We start from the raw sequence: 21,630 nt of genomic DNA, 5'->3' as shown, positions 1-21,630 counted from the left end.
GGTCTTGCGGAAACGGACACAACGTAGCCGAACCGGGGCGTGCGCGGGTGCGACTTCACCAAGTCCGAACAATCGGACTGTATGGTTACATGCCCATCCCACATACTGCACGTCTATATCTCACATATCGGGAATAGGACGCAGCGGACGGATCGCCGATGCTGGCGTGTTGCCAGTCATTCGGCGATGTGCTGCGTATGCTGCGGTCCCGGTACGCGGCTCATTCGCCGCGCCCGCCGCTGTCCTGGTAGTCATCGCGGAGGGAGGTCGTTGTGCGTCGCCGGGCCCTGCTCGAAGCGCTGCTGGCCGCGCCGTTGCTGGCCGGTTGCGATACCGGTGACGACGAGGCGGTCACCTTCTTCTTCCAGGCCCGTCCCGAGGAGGCGCGCGCTCGGCTGCGCATTATCGAAGAGTTCGGTAAACGCCACCCCGACATCAGGATTCGGCCCGTCGCCTCGGGTCCGGATCCGCTGCAGCAGATGCTGACCTACTGCGCGGGCGGGAAATGCCCGGATGTGCTGATGGCCTGGGAGTTGCTGTACGCGGGCCTGGCCGAACGCGGTGTGCTGCTGGATCTGCGCACGCTGCTGGACCGGGAACCGCAGTACGCCAAGGCATTGCGCGCCGACAGCTACGACCCGCTGTACGCGACCTTCGGCTACGGCGGGGGGCAGTACGCGCTGCCGGAGCAGTGGTCCGGGGTATTTCTCTACTACAACCGGAAACTGTTCGAACAGGCCGGAATTCGCGCACCGCAGCGCTGGGATCAGGCCTGGACCTTCGCCGAATTCCGGTCCGCCGCAGCGGCATCGACCCGCCGCGGGCCCGACGGCCGGGTGCGGCAGTGGGGCTTCGTCGACGGCTGGGCGCCGTGCTATTCGGCGGCCTGTTTCGGGATGAACAACGGCGCCGAATGGTTCAGCCCGCCCGTGGCGCCGGTCCGCACGAATATCGGCGATCCGCGCTTCGCCGCGGGCGTGCAGTGCTACGCCGATCTCGCGCTGCGCGACCGCGTCGCCCCCGATACCGGTGACCGGCAATCGGTTTCGGCCTACGACCTGTTCGCGAGCGGACGCGCGGCGATGCTGCTGGGCGGCCACTGGCTCTATTCGGAATTCGCCGGCCGCGACGATCTGGACTTCGATGTCACCGTGCTCCCGGTCGGTCCGCACGGCGGCCCGGCGGCGATCACCGATGTCGGCTGCACCGGCCTGGCCATCGCCGCCGCCAGTCCCCGTCGCGAACAGGCCTGGGAATTCGTCAAGTTCGCGACCGGTCCGATCGGGCAGGCCATCATCGCCGAATCCGGTCTGTTCGTTCCGGTGCTCCGTTCGGCCATGCACTCCCCGGGATTCGCCGCCGCCCACCGCGGAATCGGCAATCTCGCGGTCTTCACCGAGGGCCCCGACCATTCGCGCCCGCTCGCGATCACCCCGGCCTGGGGCAAGGTCGACGCGCTACTGTCGCGGCAGTGCAGCCGGGTGCTGCGCGGGGCCGCGACGGCGGATTCGCTGGCGCATACCGCCGCCGATATCGACGTCCTGCTCCGGGAGCGGATATGACGCCGCGCGCGCGATCGGCATTGGCGCGGCGGCGGGCCCGGGCCGGGGTCGGCTTCGTCGCGCCGAATGTGGCGGCCGTCGCGGTATTCCTGCTGTTCCCGCTCGGATTCTCGCTCTATCTCAGTTTTCAGCGCTGGGATCTGTTCCGTCCCATGTATTTTGCCGGACTTGGGAACTACCGCCAGCTGTTGCGCGATCCGTTGTTCGCCATCGCACTGCGCAATACGGCCGTGTTCACCGTGCTGACGCTGGTGCCTACGGTGATCGTCAGCCTGGCCGTGGCGGCCGCGCTGAACCGGAAACTGCCGGGAATCGGGCTGTTTCGCACACTGGCCTTCCTACCGCTGGTGGCCTCGACCGTGGCCATGGCGGTGGTGTGGCGATTCCTGCTCACCACCGACGATGGTGCGGTGAATCTGATACTCGGCTGGTTCGGGGTGAAACCCGTTCCCTGGCTGAGCGATCCGGCCTGGGCGCTGGTATCACTGAGCCTGGTCACGGTATGGAAGAGCGTGCCGTTCGCCACCGTCGTCCTGCTCGCCGCCATGCAGGGTATTCCTCAGACGCTCTACGAGGCCGCGCGGATCGACGGGGCGGGCCCATGGCGGCGATTCCGGTCGATCACCGTCCCGCTGATCCGCGGCGGGCTGTCGTTCGTCCTGGTCATCACGATCATCAACTCGGTGCAGGCATTCGATCAGGCGTATGCGCTCACCGACGGTAACGGCGGACCCGAGACCGGCACCTATGTGCTGGGAATCATGTTGTTCCAGAACGCCTTCCGCTTCTATGAGGTGGGTTACGCGGCCGCCCTGGCATGGGTGATCTTCGCACTGCTGCTGGTGGTGACGCTGGTACAGCTGTGGCTGTCGCGCCGGGAGGCCGAGCCGTGGTGACCGAGCGGGCGATCGTCCGGCGGATGCTGCGCGGGGTGGCGATCTACGCCGTGCTGGCGGCCGTCGCGTGGTGCGCGGTGGGACCCATCCTGTGGGCGCTGTCGGCCTCGCTGGAAGACGAAGGGGCGGTGCTCGATTCGACGCTGATCCCGGACTCGCCGCGATGGTCCAACTACGGCAGGGTGTTCGAACTGCTGCCGCTGGGACGGATGCTGCTCAACACCGTCGGCTATGCCTGCTGTGTCACCGCGGGACAGGTGTTCTTCTGCTCATTGGCCGGATACGCGTTCGCGCGCTTGCGTTTTCCCGGTCGCGAGGTGCTGTTCCTGGCCTATCTGGCGACGCTGATGGTGCCGCTGACGGTGACGGTACTGCCGCAGTTCCTGCTCATGCGCACCCTGGGCTGGGTGGACACCCCGTGGGCGATGATCGTGCCCGGGTTGTTCGGCTCGGCGTTCGGGACCTATCTCATGCGCCAGTTCTTCCGCACGCTGCCCACCGAATTGGAGGAGGCCGCCATCCTCGACGGCTGCGGCACCTGGCAGGTCTACTGGCGAGTGCTGCTGCCGCACGCCCGCCCCGCGGTGATGGTGCTCGCGGTCCTCACCTGGATCTCGGTCTGGAACGACTTCCTGTGGCCGCTGGTGATGATCCAGCGCAACGATATCGCCACCGTCACACTGGGTTTGGTGCGCCTGCAGGGTCAATATCACACCCAGTGGCCGCTGTTGATGGCCGCTGCCCTGATCGTCCTCGCGCCGCTGCTGCTGATCTACGCCTTCGCCCAGCGGGCCTTCGTGCGCGGGATCGCCCAATCCGGTCTGGGCGGTCGCTGACCGGCCACTCGGTCAGCGGCGCATGATCGTCTTTTGTCGGTGGTCGTGCATAAGCTGTGCGGGACAACGCAACACAGCGAAAGGCACGACCCGATGAGCGTCACCCCGCAGACCGACGCCGACCCGGCCACCACCCTGGCTCCCGTCTGGCGCGAGGTGCTTCGTTCCTCGCATCGGGTCCTGGTCGATGTGGTTTCCGGGATCGGCGTCGATCAATTGCAGCTTCCGACACCGTGTTCGGAATGGACCGTCACCCAGGTGGTCCAGCACGCCGCGGGCGATCAGCGCGCCTTCGCTCAGGCACTGGGCGTGGGCGCCGGTCCCGATTACGACCCCTCCGTCCCCTCCGGCGCCCTCGAGGGCCCGGCCGCCACCCTGATCGCCATCGCCGTCGACGAGGTGGCCGCCGCCTGGGGTCGCGTCGCCGACGACACCGAATCCGTCCCCACCCCGCTGCCGCACGGCGAGCTCCCCACCTCGGTCGCGGGCGTCATGTGCGGTCTCGACGCGGCCGTGCACGCCTGGGATATCGCCGTCGCGACCGGCCAGCGCTCCCCGCTCACCGAGGATCTCGCCGAGGCCTTCCTGCTCGCCGCGACCGGACTCATCGAGCCGCTGCGGGAGTGGGGCGCGTTCGGCGCGGCCCTCGAAGACTCCGCGAGCGACACCGCGGTCGAACGGCTGCTGCGCTACCTGGGTCGCAATCCCCGTCGCTGAGGCCATCCGCGTAGACTCTTGCTCTCGTGAGTCTCACCCTCGGAATCGTCGGCCTACCCAATGTCGGAAAGTCGACGCTGTTCAATGCGCTGACCAAGAACGACGTCCTGGCGGCGAACTACCCGTTCGCCACCATCGAGCCGAATGTCGGCGTGGTGCCGCTGCCGGATCCGAGGCTGGACAAGTTGGCCGAGATCTTCGGTTCGGAGCGCATCGTGCCCGCGACCGTGTCGTTCGTCGATATCGCCGGCATCGTGAAGGGCGCCTCCGAGGGCGCGGGCCTGGGCAACAAGTTCCTGGCCAATATCCGTGAGGCCGATGCCATCTGCCAGGTGGTGCGCGTCTTCGCCGACGACGATGTGATCCACGTCGACGGCAAGGTCGACCCGCTGTCCGATATCGAGGTGATCGAGACCGAGCTGATCCTCGCCGACCTGCAGACTCTGGAGAAGGCCGTGCCGCGGCTGGAGAAGGAAGCCAAGGTCAAGAAGGATCGCAAGCCGGTCGCCGACGCCGCCAAGCAGGCGCAGGAGATCCTCAACGAGGGCAAGACCCTGTTCGCCGTCCGGGACAAGGTGGACGTCGAATCGCTGCGGGAGCTCTCGCTGCTCACCACCAAGCCGTTCCTCTACGTCTTCAACGCCGACGAGTCGGTGCTCACCGACGAGGCCCGCAAGGCCGAGCTGACGGCCGCCGTCGCCCCCGCCGACGCGGTCTTCCTCGACGCGAAGGTCGAGGCCGAACTCCTCGAACTCGACACCGAATCCGCCATGGAACTCCTGGAATCCATCGGCCAGACCGAACCCGGCCTGCACGCCCTGGCCCGCGCCGGCTTCCACACCCTGGGCCTGCAGACCTACCTCACCGCCGGCCCCAAGGAATCCCGAGCCTGGACCATCCACCAGGGCGATACGGCCCCCAAGGCCGCCGGCGTCATCCACACCGACTTCGAACGCGGCTTCATCAAGGCCGAAATCGTCGCCTTCACCGACCTCGTCGACGCGGGCTCGATGGCAGCCGCCAAGTCGGCGGGCAAGGTCCGGATGGAGGGCAAGGATTACGTGATGGTGGACGGGGACGTGGTGGAGTTCCGTTTCAACGTGTAGCGGTTCACTCTCTGCGCAGCAGCAGCGCTCGTATCGTTGCTGGTAGAGACTCCCCTGAGCCCCCATTCGGTGTCCGGGTGGGGGCTCAGTCATTTTGCGCTGGCCGGTTCGGTCAGCGCGGTATGCGGCATTTCAGGATGGTCCGAGGACGACCTCGCCCTCACCGTGACCACAGGCGGGGCGAGGTCGTCGATTCGTCGGTGACTGGTGGTCGATAGCGGTTAGTTGTAGTGCTGAAATGTCGGCCAGAGCTCGGTCCATGCCAGTCGAGGGCTGCGGCAGACGAAAATGGGTCTGCCCTGTTCTTCGTTGTCGATATCGACGCCGTTGTCCAGCGTGCCTGCACGCTCGCAACTGGTGAAGTGGTCCTGAGCGGTGGATGGACTGATGCCGACCAACACGACCACCTCGGTTGTCGGCGCCGGAGAGCCGCGGAAGTAGAGCTCGTTGTGACCGCTGTAGACCGGTGGTAGGCCGTATGTGCCGCCGAAGCGGTTCAGTGCGCCGGCCTCGCCGTAGTTGCCGGTCACGATGACCGTGCGGTCGGCATCAGTCGCCGGCAGTCGCCGATAGACCTCCGCGACCTGGCCGACGTAGGTCGGCCAGCCCACCTGGTCGCGGGCCGCCTGGTTGATCGCGGGAATCGGTGTGCTGCCAAGGGCGGCCACCGGCACAATAGGTAGTCCGATCACGATGGCACCTAGACAGTTGAATGCCACCGCACCCACGACCAGACCACGGTACGCGACCCGGTCAGCGGTCCATTGCTCGGCACGTACGCATCCGGCCACGTATGCGAACGCGACCAGCCCCAGCGAGTAGTACATCTGTCCGCCGGTACCGAGGACGATCACGAGGACCGCGAGGTAGGCCCAGGCCAATGATCGCAGCGGCTGCCACTGCGGGGCACGGAATATCCCGACAAGCCCGGCGATCCAGATTGGCGCCAGCAGCGGGCCCAGCAGCAGGAATTGGTGCGGGATCAGCTGGACCCGGGATGCGGCCCCGCCGCGCTCGTCGATACCTGCTGCCATGGTGAACTGCGGCCAGCCGTGTGTTGCCTGGTAGATCAGATTGGGTGCGGCGACCAGCAGTGCGACGGCCACGCCGCCCCACAGCCAGCCCGACAGCAGCACTCGCCGTCCCTGCTGTGGATGGGATCCATTGCACAGCAGACCGATTGCGAGGCCGATCAGCAGCAGCACGATCAGGAACTTGTTGTACATGCCGACGCCAGCGCAGGCGCCCGCCGCCAACCACCACCGCGGGTCGCGACGCAACGCGCGAATCGTGAACAACACGACCCCCAGCCACACGGGCAGGTCGACCGTCGCGGTGAGCAGGAGATGGCCGAAAGACAGCGGCACCGCCGAGAACGCGAGTCCCCACGCCGCCAGACCTTGGGCTAGTCGGCCACCGCCGAGGTCTCGGGCCACAAGTCCGCCCAACACGACGAAGGTCACCATGCACAGTGTCGCCGGAATCCGCATCGCCCAGACCGTGTCGCCGAAGACCGCGGTGCTGAGGTGGGCGAGGATCGGCGTGAGCGGAGGCTGGTCGACATATCCCCACGAGAAGGGCAACATGCGGAAGTACAGTTCGTCACGGTGGTAGCCGTATTGCCCACTGAACGCGGACAACAGGACCGCGACGACGACAGCCGCTGAGCTGACAGGTAACCACACCATCGCCGCCCGGCGGACCCTTGACACCAATCCCCCTGAACCTCGGTCGAGGGTATGCGGCCGGGGAGAGCGGGCCGTCGTCTGATCGCCTCGCACGAGGCTGTCGGGTCTAGGAATCGGAAGCCTTTCGCGCGCAAAGCCATCGGAATCGGCATCCACAGACGCGCGCGGATCGCTGACAGTCACCGCGCCACACCCCCGCCGATCAGCGCACTCTTCAGGCCAAGACCCGCAACGGGAAAGAGGCCGAACGAGACAACGGACAGCAACACACTCACCAGCCCACCCAAACACACTGCCGAAACCGGCGGCACACCAAACGATTTCACCTGCTCATCCTGGCAGCGCGGGCAGTCTTCGAACCTCCAGGAAAACCCTGGATTACCTCGGCTGCTGAACTGCCAGGTCCCCGAATCGATCTCAGGGCACAAATCAGGGTTCACCCCCACCCCGCAGAATCGGTGGCGGCACAGTCCGACTGCTAGGACCTCAGCGCCGGAGCGTGTGCAACCCACTCACTCCGAGACAAGGAGCAGCCGAACGCACTCGACTCGGCTACGTGCGCGCGTTGGGAAGCACTGTCAGCCAACCGGTTTGGGCGAATGACCAATGCGCGATATGCGGCAATTGAGTGCGTTTTGTGGCCGGACGGCTGCGTCGTGGCGGTGCATGCGGCGTGGCGTCCGGAGCGCTGCGCGATGGTGACGCCCGCCGCGAACGGTTGCCAGCAGGTGGCTCTAGCAGCAGCTCGGGAACGGTATCGATCGGTCCTGTCGCCCGGGAATTCCGGTAGACCACGGCAGGTTGGCAAGGGCGTGACTGTGGAATTTTCCGTTGAGCTGAAGAAGTACGTAGATACCGGCAGACCCTTCGTCACGGTGGCCACGATCGGCCCTGACGGGCAGCCGCATCTGACAGTCACCTGGCTCGACCGCGACGGCAGCGATTTGCTGTACTCAACCACCGTGTCGCGGCAGCAGTACAAGAACATGCGGCGCGATCCCCGGGTGACGGTGATGATCAATCCACCCGACAACCCTTATGCATACGCCGAGATTCGCGGCACAGTCACTCTGATTCCCGATCCCGAGAGGGCGTTCGCCGACCGGATGTCGATCAAATACACCGGACAGCGCTACGCCGACTTCAATCCCGAGTCGATCCACGATGCCGAGCGCGTCATCGTGCGCATCACGCCCACGAAGGTGCTCGGACACCTCTAGAGAGGTCCGGAGTGGACCAACGGCGCGGGGTTCGCCGATCCGACAGACGGGGACAGATTGTCCGAACGCTCGGCATTCGGCAGTATGGTGCGTTCCCGAGGCCGAGATGATCTCAGCCCGTTGATCTTCCGACGACGTCGCGTGGCCGCTTGGAACCGCGCGGTATGCGGCTACCGGATGTTCCATCGGCTGCGGGAGTTCGACTGTGTGGCGGCCTGTTTGGATGCTGGGGGTGTGTTCGGTGAAGATCAACGTGCCCAGCTTGTGTCCAGGGCGCAGGCGGATTCTCGGGTGATCGCGGCCGCGGTGACCGGTCCCGGATGCGGCCGAAACGATCGGAATTGCCTGGCTTTACGGCCTGCATGTCCGATCCGCCACCGCTCGATGCCCGGTAGCGGGGTCCATCGATTAGCTTCTGTGCCGTGACGAGGTATCGGGTGTTTCGTATCGCGCATGTTGGCGGCCATGTGTTCTGGTGGGTGTTCGTTGTGGCGACCATGTCGGTCGGGGGGCTTACCTGGGCCGGTTATACCGGTGGGGAGGATTTCGGGTGGACCGCGTATGCGCCGTTCGGGGAGGAGCCTCGGCGGTACGCCGATTATGTGCCGTCGTACGGATTCGGCTTGCACGGGGTGTTCTCCTTCGCCGCGTTCTGCCTTCTGGTGTTTGCGGCGGTTGTGGAGGCCGTGATGGTTCGGCGGGTGGGGGCGGGGATCGTCACCGTGGTGGTGCCGTTCGTCGCGGGTGCGCTGGTCTGGTTCGCGCTCCCGCTGGGACATGTGTCGTATTCGCTGACGCCCGACCTCGCGCTGTTCGTGCTGCTGGTGGGGGTGGCCGTCCGCGAGGTGTGGGAGCGTAGGTTCGCCCCTGGCGTCCGGCCGGACTGACCAGTCAGCTGCGGCTCTGGAGAGATTCGACGTTGTCGCCGAAGGTCCAGCCGCGCGAGCCGTCCCAGTTGATCGACCAGGTCATCAGGCCCTTCAACGGATTCGCCGAGCCGGAGCCGTAGGTGTTCCAGGCCTGGGCGACCAGGTCGGGGGACATATAGCCGCCGCCCGCGCCGGACTGGGCCGGCAGGCCGGGGACCTGCTTGTCGTAGGGGACGGTGACCGTGGTGCCCTGCACGGTCAAACCCTTGGCCAGGCAATCGGTCTGGACGGTGAAGCCCTGGACCGTCCCGGCCTGATAGGAATCGCCGGAGCAGCCGTACATGCTGCCGTTGTAATACTGCATATTGAGCCACCAGAGCTGGCCGTTGTCCGCGTACTTCTTGATGATCGGCAGATAGGCGCCCCAGATCGAACCGTAGGTGACACTGGCGCCCGTGACATACGCGGTCTCGGGGGCCATGGTCAGGCCGAAACCTGCGGGCATCTGCGCGAGAACGCCGTCGATGATCCGCACCAGATTGGCCTGCGAGGCGGATAGCGTGTTGATATCGCCGCTGCCGGTGAGGCCGGTCTCCAGATCGATATCGATACCGTCGAAGTTGTACTGCTTCAGGATCGGCACGATGGTCGCGACGAACCGGTCGGCGACCGCGGCGGAATTGAGATCGATACCGGCCGCCGCGCCGCCGATGGACATCAGAATCGTGGCGCCCGCCGCCTTGGCCTGACACATCTCCGCCGGAGTCGCGACCTTGACGGTCGAATCCATCCCGTCCTGCCACAGCGCGGTACCGTCCGACCCGATCACCGGGAATGCCGCGTTGATGACGTTGTAGCCGTGCGCGGCGATACGAGAATCGGTGATCGGAATCCACCCCAACCCCGGATGCACGCCATTGGACGCACCATCCCAATTCTCCCAATACCCTTGCAGCACTTTGCCCGTCGGCCGTGCCTTGGCCGGGCACGTGGCCCCGTCGCGCGGCGCCGCCTGCACCCCCGGCGCCAAGACGCCGAGGCCCAGCACAAGCCCCAGAACGATTCCCGCCAACCGTGTCCATCGCCCGCTCATGACCCTGCTCCCGTCGCCCGAGTCCAACACAGCCCATCATCCGACCGGATAACGCCGGCGACGGCCGATACCACGCGGGTAAATGCGAATTCGTTGGTGCAGTAGGGGTTTGCTGACCAGTGAGGTCAATCACGTTGGCAGACAACAAGATCAGCGCACGGAAACGGGATCCGCACAATCTTCGCAAAATCACAAGCGGCCTATCGCAGAAATAGGCATTTGCGTGGTGTTTTCCCGCCTGACTGGTCTGTGTAGCGTGCGAAGGGTACCGCTGACATCGACGCCTGGGAGGGCCCTGACCGTGAAGAATCATCTCGTTCGCACGCATCGTTCCGCGGAGGACTTCCCCCGCGAGGAGCATCTCGCGTGGCGGATCGCCGAGGTCGCGGCGGATGCCGTGGCGGTCGCTCCGGAGACGGAGGAGATGATCGTCAATCGGATCATCGACAATGCGGCGGTGGCCGCGGCCTCGATCACTCGGCGGCCCGTCGCCGATGCCCGGGCTCAGGCCTTGGCCCATCCCTATCGGCCGGGCGCGACCGTATTCGGTGCGGGCGGTGCGTATTCGCCGGAATGGGCGGCGTGGGCCAATGGAGTCGCGGTGCGCGAGTTGGACTTTCACGACACCTTTCTGGCCGCCGAGTACTCCCATCCCGGTGACAACATTCCGCCGATCCTGGCCGTCGCCCAGCACACCGGCCGCTCGGGGCGCGAGCTGATCCGTGGTCTGGCAACGGGTTACGAGATCCAGATCGATCTGGTGCGCGGAATCTGCCTGCACGAGCACAAGATCGATCACGTCGCCCACCTGGGGCCCTCGGCGGCCGCTGGAATCGGCACCCTGCTCGGACTGGATACCGAGACCATCTACCAGGCCGTCGGCCAGGCACTGCACACCACCACCGCCACCCGGCAGTCGCGCAAGGGCGAGATCTCGAGCTGGAAGGCCTACGCCCCCGCCTTCGCCGGGAAGATGGCGGTCGAGGCCGTGGACCGCGCGCTGCGTGGCGAGGGTGCGCCGTCGCCGATCTGGGAGGGCGAGGACGGTGTGATCGCCTGGCTGCTGGGCGGTCCTGACAAGGAGTACTCGGTGCCGCTGCCCGGGCCGGGCGAGCCCAAGCGCGCGATCCTGGACTCCTATACCAAGGAGCATTCGGCCGAGTACCAGAGTCAGGCCCCGATCGATCTGGCGCGCCGTCTGCGCGACCGCATCGGCGATCCGGCCGAGATCGCCTCTATCGTGCTGCACACCAGCCACCACACCCACGTGGTCATCGGCACCGGCTCGGGCGATCCGCAGAAGTTCGATCCGCATGCCTCGCGCGAAACCCTGGACCACTCGGTCATGTACATCTTCGCCGTCGCCTTGGAGGACGGCGTCTGGCATCACGAGCGCTCCTATGCGCCCGAGCGCGCGCAGCGGCCCGACACGATCGCGTTGTGGCGCAAGATCTCCACCGCCGAGGATCCGGAGTGGACGCGTCGCTATCACTCCACCGATCCGAACGAGAAGGCGTTCGGCGCCCGGGCGGAGATCACGCTGAACAGCGGTGAGGTGATCGTGGACGAGCTGGCCGTCGCCGACGCACATCCGTTGGGCGCCAGGCCGTTTGCTCGCGAGCAGTACATCGCCAAGTTCCGCGCCCTCGCCGAAGGCGTTGTCGCACCGGCCGAACAGGATCGGTTCCTCGCGGCCGCGCAGCGCGCCGCGGAGCTGAAGCCGGGTGAGCTGAACGATCTGACCTTCGCGGTATCCGACGAGGTGCTGGCCCGCACGCCCCGACTCGTGCGGGGACTGTTCTGATGACGGGTCTGCTGGGCGCGGCCGCCTCGGCCGCCGAGAAGCGCGCGGCGTTTCGCGCGGGACTGGCCTCGAACCGCATCCAGCGGTTTCCGGGTGCGTTCAATCCGTTGGTGGCCAAGCTGATTCAGGAGATCGGCTTCGAGGGCGTCTACGTCTCGGGCGCGGTATTGTCGGCGGATCTGGGGCTGCCCGATATCGGGTTGACCACGCTGACCGAGGTGGCAGGGCGCGGACATCAGATCGCCCGGGTCACCGATCTGCCGGTGCTCATCGACGCCGACACCGGATTCGGCGAGCCGATGAGCGCGGCGCGCACGGTCACCGTCCTCGAGGATGCCGGAATCGCGGGCTGTCACCTCGAGGATCAGGTCAATCCGAAGCGGTGCGGGCATCTGGACGGTAAGGCCGTCGTGCCCGCCGCTGAGATGGTGCGTCGCCTGCGCGCGGCCGTATCCGCAAGGCGCGACCCGAATTTCGTGATCTGCGCCCGGACCGACGCAGCCGGGATCGAGGGTGTCGACGCGGCGATCGAGCGGGCGAAGGCCTACGCCGACGCGGGCGCGGACATGATCTTCACCGAGGCGCTGATCACCGCCGCCGATTTCGAGAAGTTCCGTGCCGCGGTGTCGATTCCGTTGCTGGCCAACATGACCGAATTCGGCAAGTCCGAGCTGCTGTCGGCGCGGACGCTGGAATCGATCGGCTACGACGCGGTCATCTACCCGGTGTCGACGCTGCGGTTGGCGATGTATGCCGCCGAGGCCGGGCTGCGGAAGATCTTCGACAGCGGCACCCAGGCCGGGCTGCTCGATCGCATGCAGCATCGCAGTCGACTCTACGAACTACTGCAATACGAGCGCTACAACGAATTCGATTCCGACATCTTCAACTTCAGCCTGGGAAGGAATCAGTGATGACGGAGAGCGCGATACCGACCATCTACAAGGGTCTCGCCGGCGTCGTCGTCGACACCACCGCGATCTCGAAGGTGGTGCCGGAGACCAACTCCCTGACCTACCGCGGCTATCCGGTCCAGGATCTGGCGGCGAACTGCGGCTTCGAACAGGTCGCCTATCTGCTGTGGCACGGCGAACTGCCCACCGACGCCCAACTCGCGCAGTTCCTTCAGCAGGAGCGCGCCTTCCGCCGCATCGACCGCTCGCTGCTGTCGCTGGTGGCGAAGCTGCCCGAGAACTGCCATCCGATGGATGTGGTGCGCACGGCGATCAGCTACCTCGGTGCGGAAGATCCGGCCGAGGAGGACAACTCGCCGAAGGCCAACCGCGCCAAGGCACTCCGCATGATGGCCGTACTGCCGACCATCGTGGCCGCCGATCATCGCCGCCGCCACGGGCTGGATCCCATCGCACCACAATCGCATCTGGGTTTCGCGGAGAACTTCCTGCACATGTGCTTCGGGAAGACTCCGGCACCGGAGCTGGTGAAGGCGTTCGAGGTATCGCTGATCCTGTACGCGGAGCACAGCTTCAACGCCTCCACCTTCGCCGCGCGCGTGGTGACCTCCACGCTGTCGGATATCTACAGCGCGGTCACCGCCGCGATCGGCGCGCTCAAGGGCCCACTGCACGGCGGCGCCAACGAGGCGGTCATGCATGACATGCTCGAGATCGGTGATCCGGAGCTGGCCGAGCAGTGGCTGCGAAACAGGCTGGCGCACAAGGATAAGGTGATGGGCTTCGGTCACCGGGTCTACAAGAACGGCGACTCCCGGGTGCCGACCATGAAGGACGCCTTCCTGGACATCGCCGCGGCCACGGGCGGACAGAGGTGGGTGCGGATGTACGAGATCCTCGAACGCACCATGGCCGAGGCGACCGGTATCGCACCGAATCTCGACTTCCCCACGGGCCCCGCCTATTACCTGCTCGGATTCGATATCGAGGCATTCACCCCGATCTTCGTCATGAGCCGCATCACCGGCTGGACCGCGCACATCATCGAACAGGGGGAGTCCAATGCGCTGATCCGGCCGCTGAGCGAATACGTCGGTGTGCCACAGCGTTCCGTGGTCGCCTGACCCGGCCGTTCGGTCACCGGCCCAACGGCCGCACCTCCGTGACCACCGCGGCGTGATCGGAGTAGAAGACGCCGGGGCCGTGCGCGGGCATGCGCTGATCGATCACGCGGGAGGAGCGGATACCGAGCGGGCCGCGGGCGAAGATGAAGTCGATGCGCTGCGGGGTGACCATCTTCTCCGTGGGCAGCGGGCTCCACGTGGTGCCCGGCGCGGCGCAGACGTTCGGCTGGGCGAATCGATAGGTGTCGACGAAGCCCGCGGCGGTGACCGCCGCGGTGGCGCGCAGCGGATAGCTCATGCCGAAGTGGTTCGGGCAATTCGCCTGGGCCGGAGTCCAATCCGCGGCCGCTGCGGTATTGAAGTCGCCGCCGAGCAGCACCGGCGCGCGGTTCGTGCCGAGCATCCGGGGCAGCTGATCGTTGACGATCTCGGTGATGGCCTGCGTCTGCGCCCGATCGGCCGCCACGACATCCTCGACCGAATGCCGCGGCGGCCGACCGGCTTGGCGGTCCACCGCGTTCTCGTCCATCAGATACCCGTTCCACGGGTCGGTGTAGGGCAGCCATGCCGAGAACAGATTCAGCTCGCCGCCCTTCGGTAGCCGGACCCGCACGCCGCCGAGATTGAAGTCGGTGACCGTGCCGCCCTGCGGTTTCGGATAGGTGGCGACGACCTCGTAGCGGGTGAAGATCCACAGATTATCCGAGCCGGACGGGCGGTCGGTGACGCGAATTCCGGTGTAGCGCCCGTTGTTCGCGCGCCGGTTCAGTGCGTCGGTGATGGCGTCACCGGAGCCGTAGGTCTCCACCGCGAAGAACACATCCGGGCGCACGTCGACGATCTGATCGATGAGCTGCGGCAGATTGGCCGGCGTCGGTTCGCGGCCGCCGTGCAGGATGTTCCAGGACAGCACGCGCACGCCGGCATCCTCGGCCGCCTGGGCGCTCGGTGCGAGTCCGCAGGCGAGAATGATCGCCGACAGCATCGCGGTGAGCAGTGTCTTGGGTAGTCGCATGCTCGAAAACTCCATTTCCGGATGGGAACTCTTGCGAGGTAAGCGAATACTGGCAGCGGCGAGTGACGTGACGGCAACGATCTTGCGAACGATCAGTCCCTTGTATTGGGCCGCTCGGTCTGCTGTGATGTGCTGATCCGAAGTTGAAAGTAGAACCACCATGATCGCCCTGATGTGGATCATCCTTCCCTACAGCGCGTTTGCCTCCTTTGCGCTGGGACATCTGTGGCGCTACCGGCACGATCGATTCGGCCCGCTCGAGCCCGGGTCGGATGCCGGGCGGCTGGAACGCTTCGGGCCCACGGCATTTCGGATTGGCGTCGCCGGTGTCCTGGGTGCCCGGGTGCTGGATATGGTCGGCTCGACGCCGCAGGACACCGGCTCGGCGCACGGCGTGGCCACGGTCGTGGAACTGGTCGCCCAGCCCTTCGCGATTCTGGGCGCCCTGTTGCTGATCGTGCCGCCGCTCATCACCGCCACGCCGCATTCGACGGTCAGCCCGCTCGATCGCGTGACGCTGCCCGTCTTGGCCGCGACCGTGCTGTCCCGGGTCGTCATCGACTTCGATCCGAATCCGCTGAACGGCGAATACTCCACGGCCGAAACGCTTTTCGCTTGGTTCCGTTCGCTGTTCAGCCTGCATCCGAATCCCTGGGCGATCGGGGACGCGCCCCCGATGTTCCAGGCGCGCGCCGTGATCGTCCTGCTGCTGATCGCCATCTGGCCCTATACCCGCCTCGGCGGGACCTTCGCCGGGCCGGTCGTCCGATTCGCGTATCGGCTGGCCGCCAGGCACCGTCTGCCGCAACAGGTTCCGGTCCGCGCCTGAAGTCGGACGAATCGGGCGTCGGCCCGTCGGCCCGCCTCCGGCAAGCAGGGCTCGGGCGGGGTAACAGCATTTAACGAGCTATTGACTTCCCTGGTTTGAATCGGGAACCTCCGGGGTACCGAAACCGGTCCCTGACCGGGGGTATGCGACGCGCCGGGAGACACGCGAGCAGGGCTGGGGAATTTACATTGCGCCTGCAGTGCCGATGGCGCATGTTCCGTTATCGTTCATTTCACTATCCGATGCTGCTGCTGGCGCGCCAGGGCTGGTCCGTCGATCCGGAGCGTTGCGACCGGTACGGCAACCTGCCCGAACGTGGCCGAGACCGTCCCGAAAGATCGAGGGAACGTGCCTGCACCCGTTACTCTCACCGGCCGCCTCGTGCGACTGGAACCCATTGCGCCGCAACATGTTACGGGGCTCGCCGAGGCGGCCGCCGGGGATCGCGACGCCTACGCCTTCACGCCCGCGCCGCAGGGGGTGGAGGAGGCCGCCGAATACGTCGCACAGGCGATGGCCAGACATGCGGCGGGCGCCGCGCTGGCCTTCGCCATCGTCTCGGCGTCCGACGGCCGTGTGCTGGGTTCGACGCGGTTCACCCGCTTCGACTATTGGCAGGGGCCGGTGGTCTGGCCGATCGTGCACGGATTGCCCAGTGGTGATCCGCTGCTTGCGGTTCCGGACGCGGCCGAGATCGGCAACACCTGGCTGTCCCCGCATGCTCGCGGGTCGGGGGTGAACACCGAATCGAAGCTGCTGCTGCTGCGGCACGCCTTCGACGTCTGGCGCGTACGGCGCATCGCGATGCGCGCCGATGTGCGAAACCTGCGCTCCCGCATGGCGATCGAACGTCTCGGTGCCACCAGCGACGGCGTGCGCCGCGCCCATTCCCGCGGCCTGGACGGCGAGGTGCGCAGCACGGCCTTCTACTCGATCCTGGACGAGGAATGGCCCACGGTGCGCGCGAATATCGAGGGCCAGCTCGCCGTCACCGGGCGCACCGACGACCGGCTGCTCAACGCCTGAAGGGCCTGTGCCGGGCGGGGTCGGGCTCCTATACTCGGATCTACACGCAGGATGGCGGCAGGGTCGGGCGATCGGCCCTCTTTCCTCAGGAGACCGCATGTCCGATCCGCTGCACAGCAGAATCTGTTTGTCCTGTTCGGGGCATGTCGAACCGATGGTGAGCCTGTTCCTGGTGCCCGAGCCCCGGGTGCGCGGCGCGTCGATGTTGCATCTGCTCGAACAGGCGCCGGTGGCGGGCGCGCCGCGCCGCGATCCGGGGCTGGTGGCCGCGCTGGCGGGGTCGCGATTGCCGGGGGCGCGGGTGCGCGCGATGTCGTTCGCACCCCTGGATCCCGACCTGCGTGGGCTGCGCACGATCTTCCATGATCACTACATCGCCGACGGTCCGGTGGGTCTGGATACCGGCGATCCGGCCGAGCTGGCCCGGCTGGCGCTGCTGCCGGAGCGGTCGATCGGGCCGCGGCGCATCGACGACTTCCAGGAGCAGTCGGTGCGTCGGGCGATGTTGGCGGTCTATCGGTATTTCGGTGTGGACCAATGCATTCCGCTGATGTACCACGGATTCGCAGATCCGTCCGACGGGTGGCTGGCGGTGCGGGCGGCGGCGGTGTGAGCGCCGCGTTCAGCGCGCGGTGACGAAGCCGCGGGCGACCAGCCAGTCCCGCGCGACCTCGGCCGGTTCGCGGCCGTCGACATCGACCTGACGGTTGAGTCCGATAATGGTCTCGTTGGTCAGCAGCCGCGAGATGGGCGCCATGATCTCGGCGATCTGCGGATGCGCGTCGGCGAAGGACTTCCGCAGCACCAGCGCCGCATTGTATTTGGGGAAGAAGCCGAGATCGTCGTCGAGCAGTTTCAGGTGCAGCGCCTGGATGCGGCCGTCGGTGGCGGCGACGGATCCGAATCGGCAGGTGCCGTTCGCGACGGCGGTGAACACGAGCGCGTCCTGCATGATCTGCTTGCGGGCCCGCCCGGCGTCGATGCCGTATTTGCGTGCCATGCCGGGGAATCCGTCCTGGCGGACGCTGAATTCGGTGCCCAGACACGTATTCGCGGCATTCGGATCGGAATCGACCAGGCGGGCATAGTCCGACAGCCGGGTGACCCCGGTGGCGGCGGTGGTCACCAGGGCGTAGGTGTTGTTCATCGGGGCCATATCCGCCCACAGCATGCCGTGCGCGGCCAGATCGGCGTCGTGGACGGCCCGGAATTGCCCGTCGGAGTCCGGAATCGGGGTCTCGTTGCCGAGGTAGTTGATCCAGCCGGTGCCGGTGTAGTCGTAGGCCACGTCGACCTGGCCGTGCAACTGGGCGTCGCGCAGGCTGTTGGAGCCGGTGATATTGGTCAGATCGCGCACCTGGGCGCCTGCGGCTGTGAGCGCGAATTCGATCAGGTAGCCGAGGATGTTCTGTTCGGTGAAATCCTTGGAGCCCACCGTGATTCGCACACCGTCCAGCTGGGCCATCGGCCGGATACTGGCCGGGCCCACCCGCAGCGGGACCGAGCCGCCCGCCTCCAGCCCGCACCCGGACAGCACACCGATTACCAAGAGCGCCAACGCGAATCGTCTCATCGCAGCCCCCTGGGGCCGAGGAAGCGCTCGGCGAGTGCGCCGAGCCAGTCGACCACCAGTGCCAGCGCCACCGCGAGCAGTGCGCCCACCCACAGGGTGACGTTGTCGCGCAGCTTGTATCCGGTGTCGATGAGAATCCCCAGGCCGCCCGCGCTGACCAGGAACGACAGCGTCGCGGTGCCGACCGCCAACACCAGCGAGGTGCGAAGTCCGGCAAGGATATACGGAATCGCGAGCGGGAATTCGATGCGGCGCAGCACGGTTCGGGCCGACATGCCCTGCCCGCGCCCGGCGTCGACGAGCATCGGATCCACCTGCTGATAGCCCAGGATGGTGTTGCGCAGCACCGGCAGTAGCGCGTAGAACGCGATCGGCGCGACGCCCACCCAGAAGCCGGTGGTCTGCGTCCACAGATAGGCCAGCACGATCAGGCCGATCGCCGGGGCTGCCGCGCCGATATTGGCGATCCCGATGAAAAGCGGTGCGAGCCTGCGATATCGGGGCCGGGTGAGCAGGGTTCCCAGCGGCACCGCGACCGCTACCACGATCGCGATGACGGTCGCGGTGATCACGATGTGCTGCCGCGTGGCGGCGATGATATTGCCCGCGCTGAGGCTGGCCTGCTGGGTGACGGTGAGTCGGCGGTCGAAGGCCCAGACCAGCACGCCCGCGGCCAGCGCGAGCGCCAGGACGGGTTGGATCGCCAGGCGGATGCGCTCGGCCCGGAGTTCGGTATACGGCCGGTCGCTCATGGGTGGGGCTCCGAAGCCGTTGCGGGACCGGTATGTTCGGCGCGCAGTTCGGACAGCTGCGTGACCAGGGTGTCGATGGTGATCAGGCCGAGGTATTCGCCGTGCGAGCCGGTGACCACGGCATTGGCGTTGGATTCGGCCAGCAGGGTTTCCAGGGCGCGCTGCAGCGTCGCGCGCAGGGGGACGGTGCCGGTGACGGGCAGCCCGATCTCGTGCAGTGAGGTCGCCTGGGACAGTTGGGGTTTGGCTATCCAGCGCAGCGGACGACCCTGGTCGTCGAGGATCAGCCCCCAGTCCTGTTCGGCCAGGGCGGCGCGCAGGGTGTCGACCGAATCGGATTCGCGGGCGGTGGGGCAGTCGGTCAGGCCGATATCGGCCACATGCACGAGGGTGAGCTGTTTGAGGGCGGCGCCGGCGCCGACGAATCCGGCGACCGTATCGTCGGCGGGATCGGCCAGGATCGCGGCGGGTGTGTCGTACTGCAGGATGCGGGATCGGTTGCCCAGCACCGCTATTCGATCGCCGAGCTTGACAGCCTCGTTGAAGTCGTGGGTGACGAAGACGATGGTCTTGTGCAATTCCGATTGCAGCCGCAGCAATTCGTCCTGCAGCAGGCCGCGGGTGATCGGGTCGACCGCGCCGAACGGCTCGTCCATCAGCAGCACCGGCGGATCGGCGGCGAGTGCGCGCGCCACGCCGACGCGCTGCTGCTGTCCGCCCGACAGCTGCCGGGGATAGCGACCACGGAAGGTATCCGGGTCCAGCCCGACCAGCGCGAGCATCTCGTCGACCCGCGCGGCGATCCGCTTGCGATCCCAGCCGAGCAGTCCGGGCACGGTGGCGATATTGCGCGCCACCGTCAGATGCGGAAACAGCCCGGCCTGCTGAATGGAATAGCCGATCCCGCGGCGCAGCCGATCCGGATTCATCCGGGTGATATCGCGCCCGGCGATGGTGATGGTGCCCGCACTCGGCTCGATCAACCGGTTGATCATGCGCATCGTGGTCGTCTTGCCGCAGCCGGACGGGCCCACGAACACCGTGATCTCTCCGGCCGCGATGGTGAGCGAGATGGCGTCGACGGCCGGATCCTTTTGTCCCGGATAGCGTTTGGACACCGAATCCAGGACGATCTCGGCCCGTTCGTTATCAGTCACGGATTCCCCTCGCGGTGGTGAACCGGCCGACGAGCACGAGCACGCCGTCCAGCAGCAGGGCCAGCACGATGATCAGCACGGTTCCGGTGAGCGCCTGCGGGACCGCGGTCGGGCTGCCGAGGCGGGCCAGCCCGGAGAAGATCAGATTGCCCAGCCCGGGTCCCTTGGCGTAGGCGGCCATGGCGAGAATGCCCATGATCATCTGGGTGCTGATCCGCATCCCGGCCAGAATCGACGGCCAGGCCAGCGGCAGCTCGATTCGCGCCAGCACCCGCAGGCGATTCATGCCCACCCCGCGCGCGGCATCGGCCACGGCCGGGTCCAGGCCCGACAGGCCGACGATCGTATTGCGCAGGATCGGCAGCAGCGCGTACAGGACCAGTGCGGTGATCGTCGGCCGCACACCCAGACCCAGGATCGGCACGAGGATCCCGAGCAGCGCGAACGACGGCACGGTGAGAATGATGCTGGCCACCGCGGTGGACAGCGCCGACCCCCACGGGCTGCGATGGACCGCCGTCCCGATGAGCACCGCGACCACGGTCGCGATCACGATGGCCTGAACGACCGCGGAGACATGCAGATACGAATCGGTGATCAGCTGATTGCGATGGTCGACGACAAAGGTCCACAGCGTATTCACGTGCCGGCCTCCACTTCTCGGCTGAGTGTATCGACGCCGTGACCGGCCCCGGGAGGTTTTCCGGACGTACGTCACATCCGCGGCAGGGAACCATTCGTCGCGTCGGCACGTCATAGTTCCTGTGACTCGGGTGCGGACGCGATACTGGATCATCGGATTTCTGGTGGTCGCGCTGGTGGCCGGCGGCTTCGCGGGGGTGCGCTGGTGGCAGCACCGATCGGAGCGGGCCATCGCGGGCGAGCGGCTGAACGCCTTTCCGGCGCTGGACTCCTCGGCGCTGAGCCTCGACCAGTCGCGCGTCGTCACGGTCCTGCGGCGCGAATACGCCGATCCTGGCGACAGTCGCAAATACGCCGAGGGCACTGAGGAGGCGTGGTGCGCCGACTTTGTCAGCTGGGTGCTGAACAAGGCCGGACGGCCGCTGGCGAACCCGAATTCGGGGTCGTGGCGGATCCCGGGCGTGGCGACACTGCGGGAATATCTCGAATCCCAGGGCAGTTTCGTCGCGGCCGACGCCGGGTATCTGCCGCGGGTCGGTGATGTGGTGCTGTACGCCCCCACCAGCCCGTTCGGTCAACATACGAATTTCGTGCTCGCCGCCGACGCCGGCGGTCTGACCACGATCGGCGGAAACGAACGCGGCGGCATCCGGATTCACCACTACGAACGGGCGGCGGTACCGGGTATCGTCGGCTTCGGTCGTCTGTGAAACGTATCCGCCCTCACGGGTAGATATCTGGACTGGCGGGGGAAGGCGCGCTATGCGCCCAGCCCTACGATAAACCCGGCGGCGCCCGGCAGCGCCG

At 66.7% G+C, this 21,630-nt stretch carries 21 protein-coding genes; 14 read left to right on the top strand and 7 right to left on the bottom strand.

The window, feature by feature from the left end; genetic code table 11:
• Window positions 1-272 precede the first annotated feature (272 nt).
• From ACIA76_RS12580 to ychF, 5 genes are all read left to right on the top strand, one after another.
• The gene (locus tag ACIA76_RS12580) at window positions 273-1,562 is read left to right on the top strand and encodes an ABC transporter substrate-binding protein (protein ID WP_397151616.1); all 1,290 of its coding nucleotides are present in this window, start codon (window positions 273-275) and stop codon (window positions 1,560-1,562) included.
• The gene (locus ACIA76_RS12575; RefSeq protein ID WP_397151614.1) at window positions 1,559-2,458 is read left to right on the top strand and encodes a carbohydrate ABC transporter permease; all 900 of its coding nucleotides are present in this window, start codon (window positions 1,559-1,561) and stop codon (window positions 2,456-2,458) included. The genes ACIA76_RS12580 and ACIA76_RS12575 overlap by 4 nt, the downstream gene beginning before the upstream one ends.
• Before the next feature lie 23 nt (window positions 2,459-2,481).
• On the top strand, window positions 2,482-3,294 hold the full coding sequence (locus tag ACIA76_RS12570; RefSeq protein WP_397151972.1) for a carbohydrate ABC transporter permease: 813 nt from the start codon (window positions 2,482-2,484) through the stop codon (window positions 3,292-3,294).
• 93 nt (window positions 3,295-3,387) lie between these two features.
• Window positions 3,388-4,011 carry a TIGR03086 family metal-binding protein gene (locus ACIA76_RS12565; RefSeq protein ID WP_397151611.1) on the top strand — a complete coding sequence of 208 codons (624 nt, stop codon included), beginning with the start codon at window positions 3,388-3,390 and terminating at the stop codon, window positions 4,009-4,011.
• 26 nt (window positions 4,012-4,037) lie between these two features.
• Complete coding sequence (ychF, locus tag ACIA76_RS12560) at window positions 4,038-5,117, top strand: redox-regulated ATPase YchF (RefSeq protein ID WP_397151609.1); 1,080 nt, start codon at window positions 4,038-4,040, stop codon at window positions 5,115-5,117.
• Between the two features lie 221 nt (window positions 5,118-5,338).
• On the opposite strand, the gene ACIA76_RS12555 is transcribed toward ychF, so the two are convergent.
• Complete coding sequence (locus ACIA76_RS12555; RefSeq protein WP_397151607.1) at window positions 5,339-6,829, bottom strand: glycosyltransferase family 39 protein; 1,491 nt, start codon at window positions 6,827-6,829, stop codon at window positions 5,339-5,341.
• 575 nt (window positions 6,830-7,404) lie between these two features.
• Between ACIA76_RS12555 and ACIA76_RS12550 the strand changes: the two genes are divergently transcribed.
• Both ACIA76_RS12550 and ACIA76_RS12545 read left to right on the top strand, forming a co-directional pair.
• The gene (locus ACIA76_RS12550; RefSeq protein ID WP_397151605.1) at window positions 7,405-8,025 is read left to right on the top strand and encodes a PPOX class F420-dependent oxidoreductase; all 621 of its coding nucleotides are present in this window, start codon (window positions 7,405-7,407) and stop codon (window positions 8,023-8,025) included.
• Between the two features lie 422 nt (window positions 8,026-8,447).
• Window positions 8,448-8,912 carry a hypothetical protein gene (locus ACIA76_RS12545; RefSeq protein ID WP_397151603.1) on the top strand — a complete coding sequence of 155 codons (465 nt, stop codon included), beginning with the start codon at window positions 8,448-8,450 and terminating at the stop codon, window positions 8,910-8,912.
• A gap of 4 nt (window positions 8,913-8,916) precedes the next feature.
• Here ACIA76_RS12545 and ACIA76_RS12540 read toward each other — a convergent pair whose 3' ends face one another.
• Entirely contained in the window at window positions 8,917-9,987 is a 1,071-nt protein-coding gene (locus ACIA76_RS12540; RefSeq protein ID WP_397151601.1) for a chitinase, read from the bottom strand.
• A 301-nt stretch (window positions 9,988-10,288) separates the two neighbouring features.
• On the opposite strand from ACIA76_RS12540, the gene prpD reads away from it, so the two are divergent.
• From prpD to ACIA76_RS12525, 3 genes are read left to right on the top strand one after another with little or no spacing between them, the layout of a single operon-like run.
• Complete coding sequence (prpD, locus tag ACIA76_RS12535) at window positions 10,289-11,791, top strand: 2-methylcitrate dehydratase PrpD (protein WP_397151599.1); 1,503 nt, start codon at window positions 10,289-10,291, stop codon at window positions 11,789-11,791.
• Entirely contained in the window at window positions 11,791-12,705 is a 915-nt protein-coding gene (gene prpB, locus ACIA76_RS12530) for a methylisocitrate lyase (RefSeq protein WP_397151597.1), read from the top strand. Before prpD ends, prpB begins: the two co-directional genes overlap by 1 nt.
• On the top strand, window positions 12,705-13,829 hold the full coding sequence (locus ACIA76_RS12525; protein ID WP_397151595.1) for a bifunctional 2-methylcitrate synthase/citrate synthase: 1,125 nt from the start codon (window positions 12,705-12,707) through the stop codon (window positions 13,827-13,829). The genes prpB and ACIA76_RS12525 overlap by 1 nt, the downstream gene beginning before the upstream one ends.
• A gap of 13 nt (window positions 13,830-13,842) precedes the next feature.
• On the opposite strand, the gene ACIA76_RS12520 is transcribed toward ACIA76_RS12525, so the two are convergent.
• The gene (locus ACIA76_RS12520) at window positions 13,843-14,859 is read right to left on the bottom strand and encodes an endonuclease/exonuclease/phosphatase family protein (protein ID WP_397151592.1); all 1,017 of its coding nucleotides are present in this window, start codon (window positions 14,857-14,859) and stop codon (window positions 13,843-13,845) included.
• Between the two features lie 145 nt (window positions 14,860-15,004).
• Between ACIA76_RS12520 and ACIA76_RS12515 the strand changes: the two genes are divergently transcribed.
• The 3 genes from ACIA76_RS12515 (at window position 15,005) to ACIA76_RS12505 (ending at window position 17,312) form a co-directional block, all read left to right on the top strand.
• Entirely contained in the window at window positions 15,005-15,673 is a 669-nt protein-coding gene (locus ACIA76_RS12515; protein ID WP_397151590.1) for a respiratory nitrate reductase subunit gamma, read from the top strand.
• Between the two features lie 348 nt (window positions 15,674-16,021).
• Window positions 16,022-16,699 (top strand): GNAT family N-acetyltransferase, encoded by a 678-nt coding sequence (locus tag ACIA76_RS12510; RefSeq protein WP_397151588.1) that lies wholly within the window; start codon window positions 16,022-16,024, stop codon window positions 16,697-16,699.
• A 97-nt stretch (window positions 16,700-16,796) separates the two neighbouring features.
• Complete coding sequence (locus ACIA76_RS12505) at window positions 16,797-17,312, top strand: hypothetical protein (RefSeq protein WP_397151585.1); 516 nt, start codon at window positions 16,797-16,799, stop codon at window positions 17,310-17,312.
• Window positions 17,313-17,321: 9 nt separating this feature from the next.
• Here the strand turns inward: ACIA76_RS12505 and ACIA76_RS12500 are convergent, their stop codons facing one another.
• Genes ACIA76_RS12500 through ACIA76_RS12485 form a run of 4 tightly spaced genes read right to left on the bottom strand, consistent with a single transcriptional unit; the run spans window position 17,322 to window position 20,824 of the window.
• Window positions 17,322-18,272, bottom strand: a complete 951-nt coding sequence (locus tag ACIA76_RS12500) for a glycine betaine ABC transporter substrate-binding protein (protein ID WP_397151583.1) — start codon at window positions 18,270-18,272, stop codon at window positions 17,322-17,324.
• Window positions 18,269-19,024 (bottom strand): ABC transporter permease, encoded by a 756-nt coding sequence (locus tag ACIA76_RS12495; protein ID WP_397151581.1) that lies wholly within the window; start codon window positions 19,022-19,024, stop codon window positions 18,269-18,271. The genes ACIA76_RS12500 and ACIA76_RS12495 overlap by 4 nt, the downstream gene beginning before the upstream one ends.
• Window positions 19,021-20,181, bottom strand: a complete 1,161-nt coding sequence (locus ACIA76_RS12490) for an ABC transporter ATP-binding protein (protein ID WP_397151578.1) — start codon at window positions 20,179-20,181, stop codon at window positions 19,021-19,023. The genes ACIA76_RS12495 and ACIA76_RS12490 overlap by 4 nt, the downstream gene beginning before the upstream one ends.
• Window positions 20,174-20,824 (bottom strand): ABC transporter permease, encoded by a 651-nt coding sequence (locus ACIA76_RS12485; protein WP_397151576.1) that lies wholly within the window; start codon window positions 20,822-20,824, stop codon window positions 20,174-20,176. The genes ACIA76_RS12490 and ACIA76_RS12485 overlap by 8 nt, the downstream gene beginning before the upstream one ends.
• Before the next feature lie 121 nt (window positions 20,825-20,945).
• Between ACIA76_RS12485 and ACIA76_RS12480 the strand changes: the two genes are divergently transcribed.
• Window positions 20,946-21,533 (top strand): CHAP domain-containing protein, encoded by a 588-nt coding sequence (locus tag ACIA76_RS12480; protein ID WP_397151574.1) that lies wholly within the window; start codon window positions 20,946-20,948, stop codon window positions 21,531-21,533.
• Window positions 21,534-21,630: the final 97 nt, after the last annotated feature.

The sequence above is a fragment of the Nocardia sp. NPDC051570 genome (genome assembly GCF_044454005.1).
Lineage (GTDB): Bacteria > Actinomycetota > Actinomycetes > Mycobacteriales > Mycobacteriaceae > Nocardia.
Note: the sequence above shows the minus strand (reverse complement) of the source record. Positions and strands in the feature narration are given on the sequence as shown.

Excerpts from the sequence above, each read along its gene's own strand:
- ACIA76_RS12570 (WP_397151972.1), top strand. The coding sequence starts at position 2,482 with ATGCTGCGCGGGGTGGCGATCTACGCCGTGCTGGCGGCCGTCGCGTGG.
- ACIA76_RS12565 (WP_397151611.1), top strand. The coding sequence starts at position 3,388 with ATGAGCGTCACCCCGCAGACCGACGCCGACCCGGCCACCACCCTGGCT.
- ACIA76_RS12495 (WP_397151581.1), bottom strand. The coding sequence starts at position 19,024 with ATGAGCGACCGGCCGTATACCGAACTCCGGGCCGAGCGCATCCGCCTG.
- prpB (WP_397151597.1), top strand. The coding sequence starts at position 11,791 with ATGACGGGTCTGCTGGGCGCGGCCGCCTCGGCCGCCGAGAAGCGCGCG.
- ACIA76_RS12550 (WP_397151605.1), top strand. The coding sequence starts at position 7,405 with ATGACCAATGCGCGATATGCGGCAATTGAGTGCGTTTTGTGGCCGGAC.
- ACIA76_RS12575 (WP_397151614.1), top strand. The coding sequence starts at position 1,559 with ATGACGCCGCGCGCGCGATCGGCATTGGCGCGGCGGCGGGCCCGGGCC.
- ACIA76_RS12525 (WP_397151595.1), top strand. The coding sequence starts at position 12,705 with ATGACGGAGAGCGCGATACCGACCATCTACAAGGGTCTCGCCGGCGTC.
- ACIA76_RS12505 (WP_397151585.1), top strand. The coding sequence starts at position 16,797 with ATGTCCGATCCGCTGCACAGCAGAATCTGTTTGTCCTGTTCGGGGCAT.
- ACIA76_RS12515 (WP_397151590.1), top strand. The coding sequence starts at position 15,005 with ATGATCGCCCTGATGTGGATCATCCTTCCCTACAGCGCGTTTGCCTCC.
- ACIA76_RS12500 (WP_397151583.1), bottom strand. The coding sequence starts at position 18,272 with ATGAGACGATTCGCGTTGGCGCTCTTGGTAATCGGTGTGCTGTCCGGG.
- ACIA76_RS12520 (WP_397151592.1), bottom strand. The coding sequence starts at position 14,859 with ATGGAGTTTTCGAGCATGCGACTACCCAAGACACTGCTCACCGCGATG.
- ACIA76_RS12540 (WP_397151601.1), bottom strand. The coding sequence starts at position 9,987 with ATGAGCGGGCGATGGACACGGTTGGCGGGAATCGTTCTGGGGCTTGTG.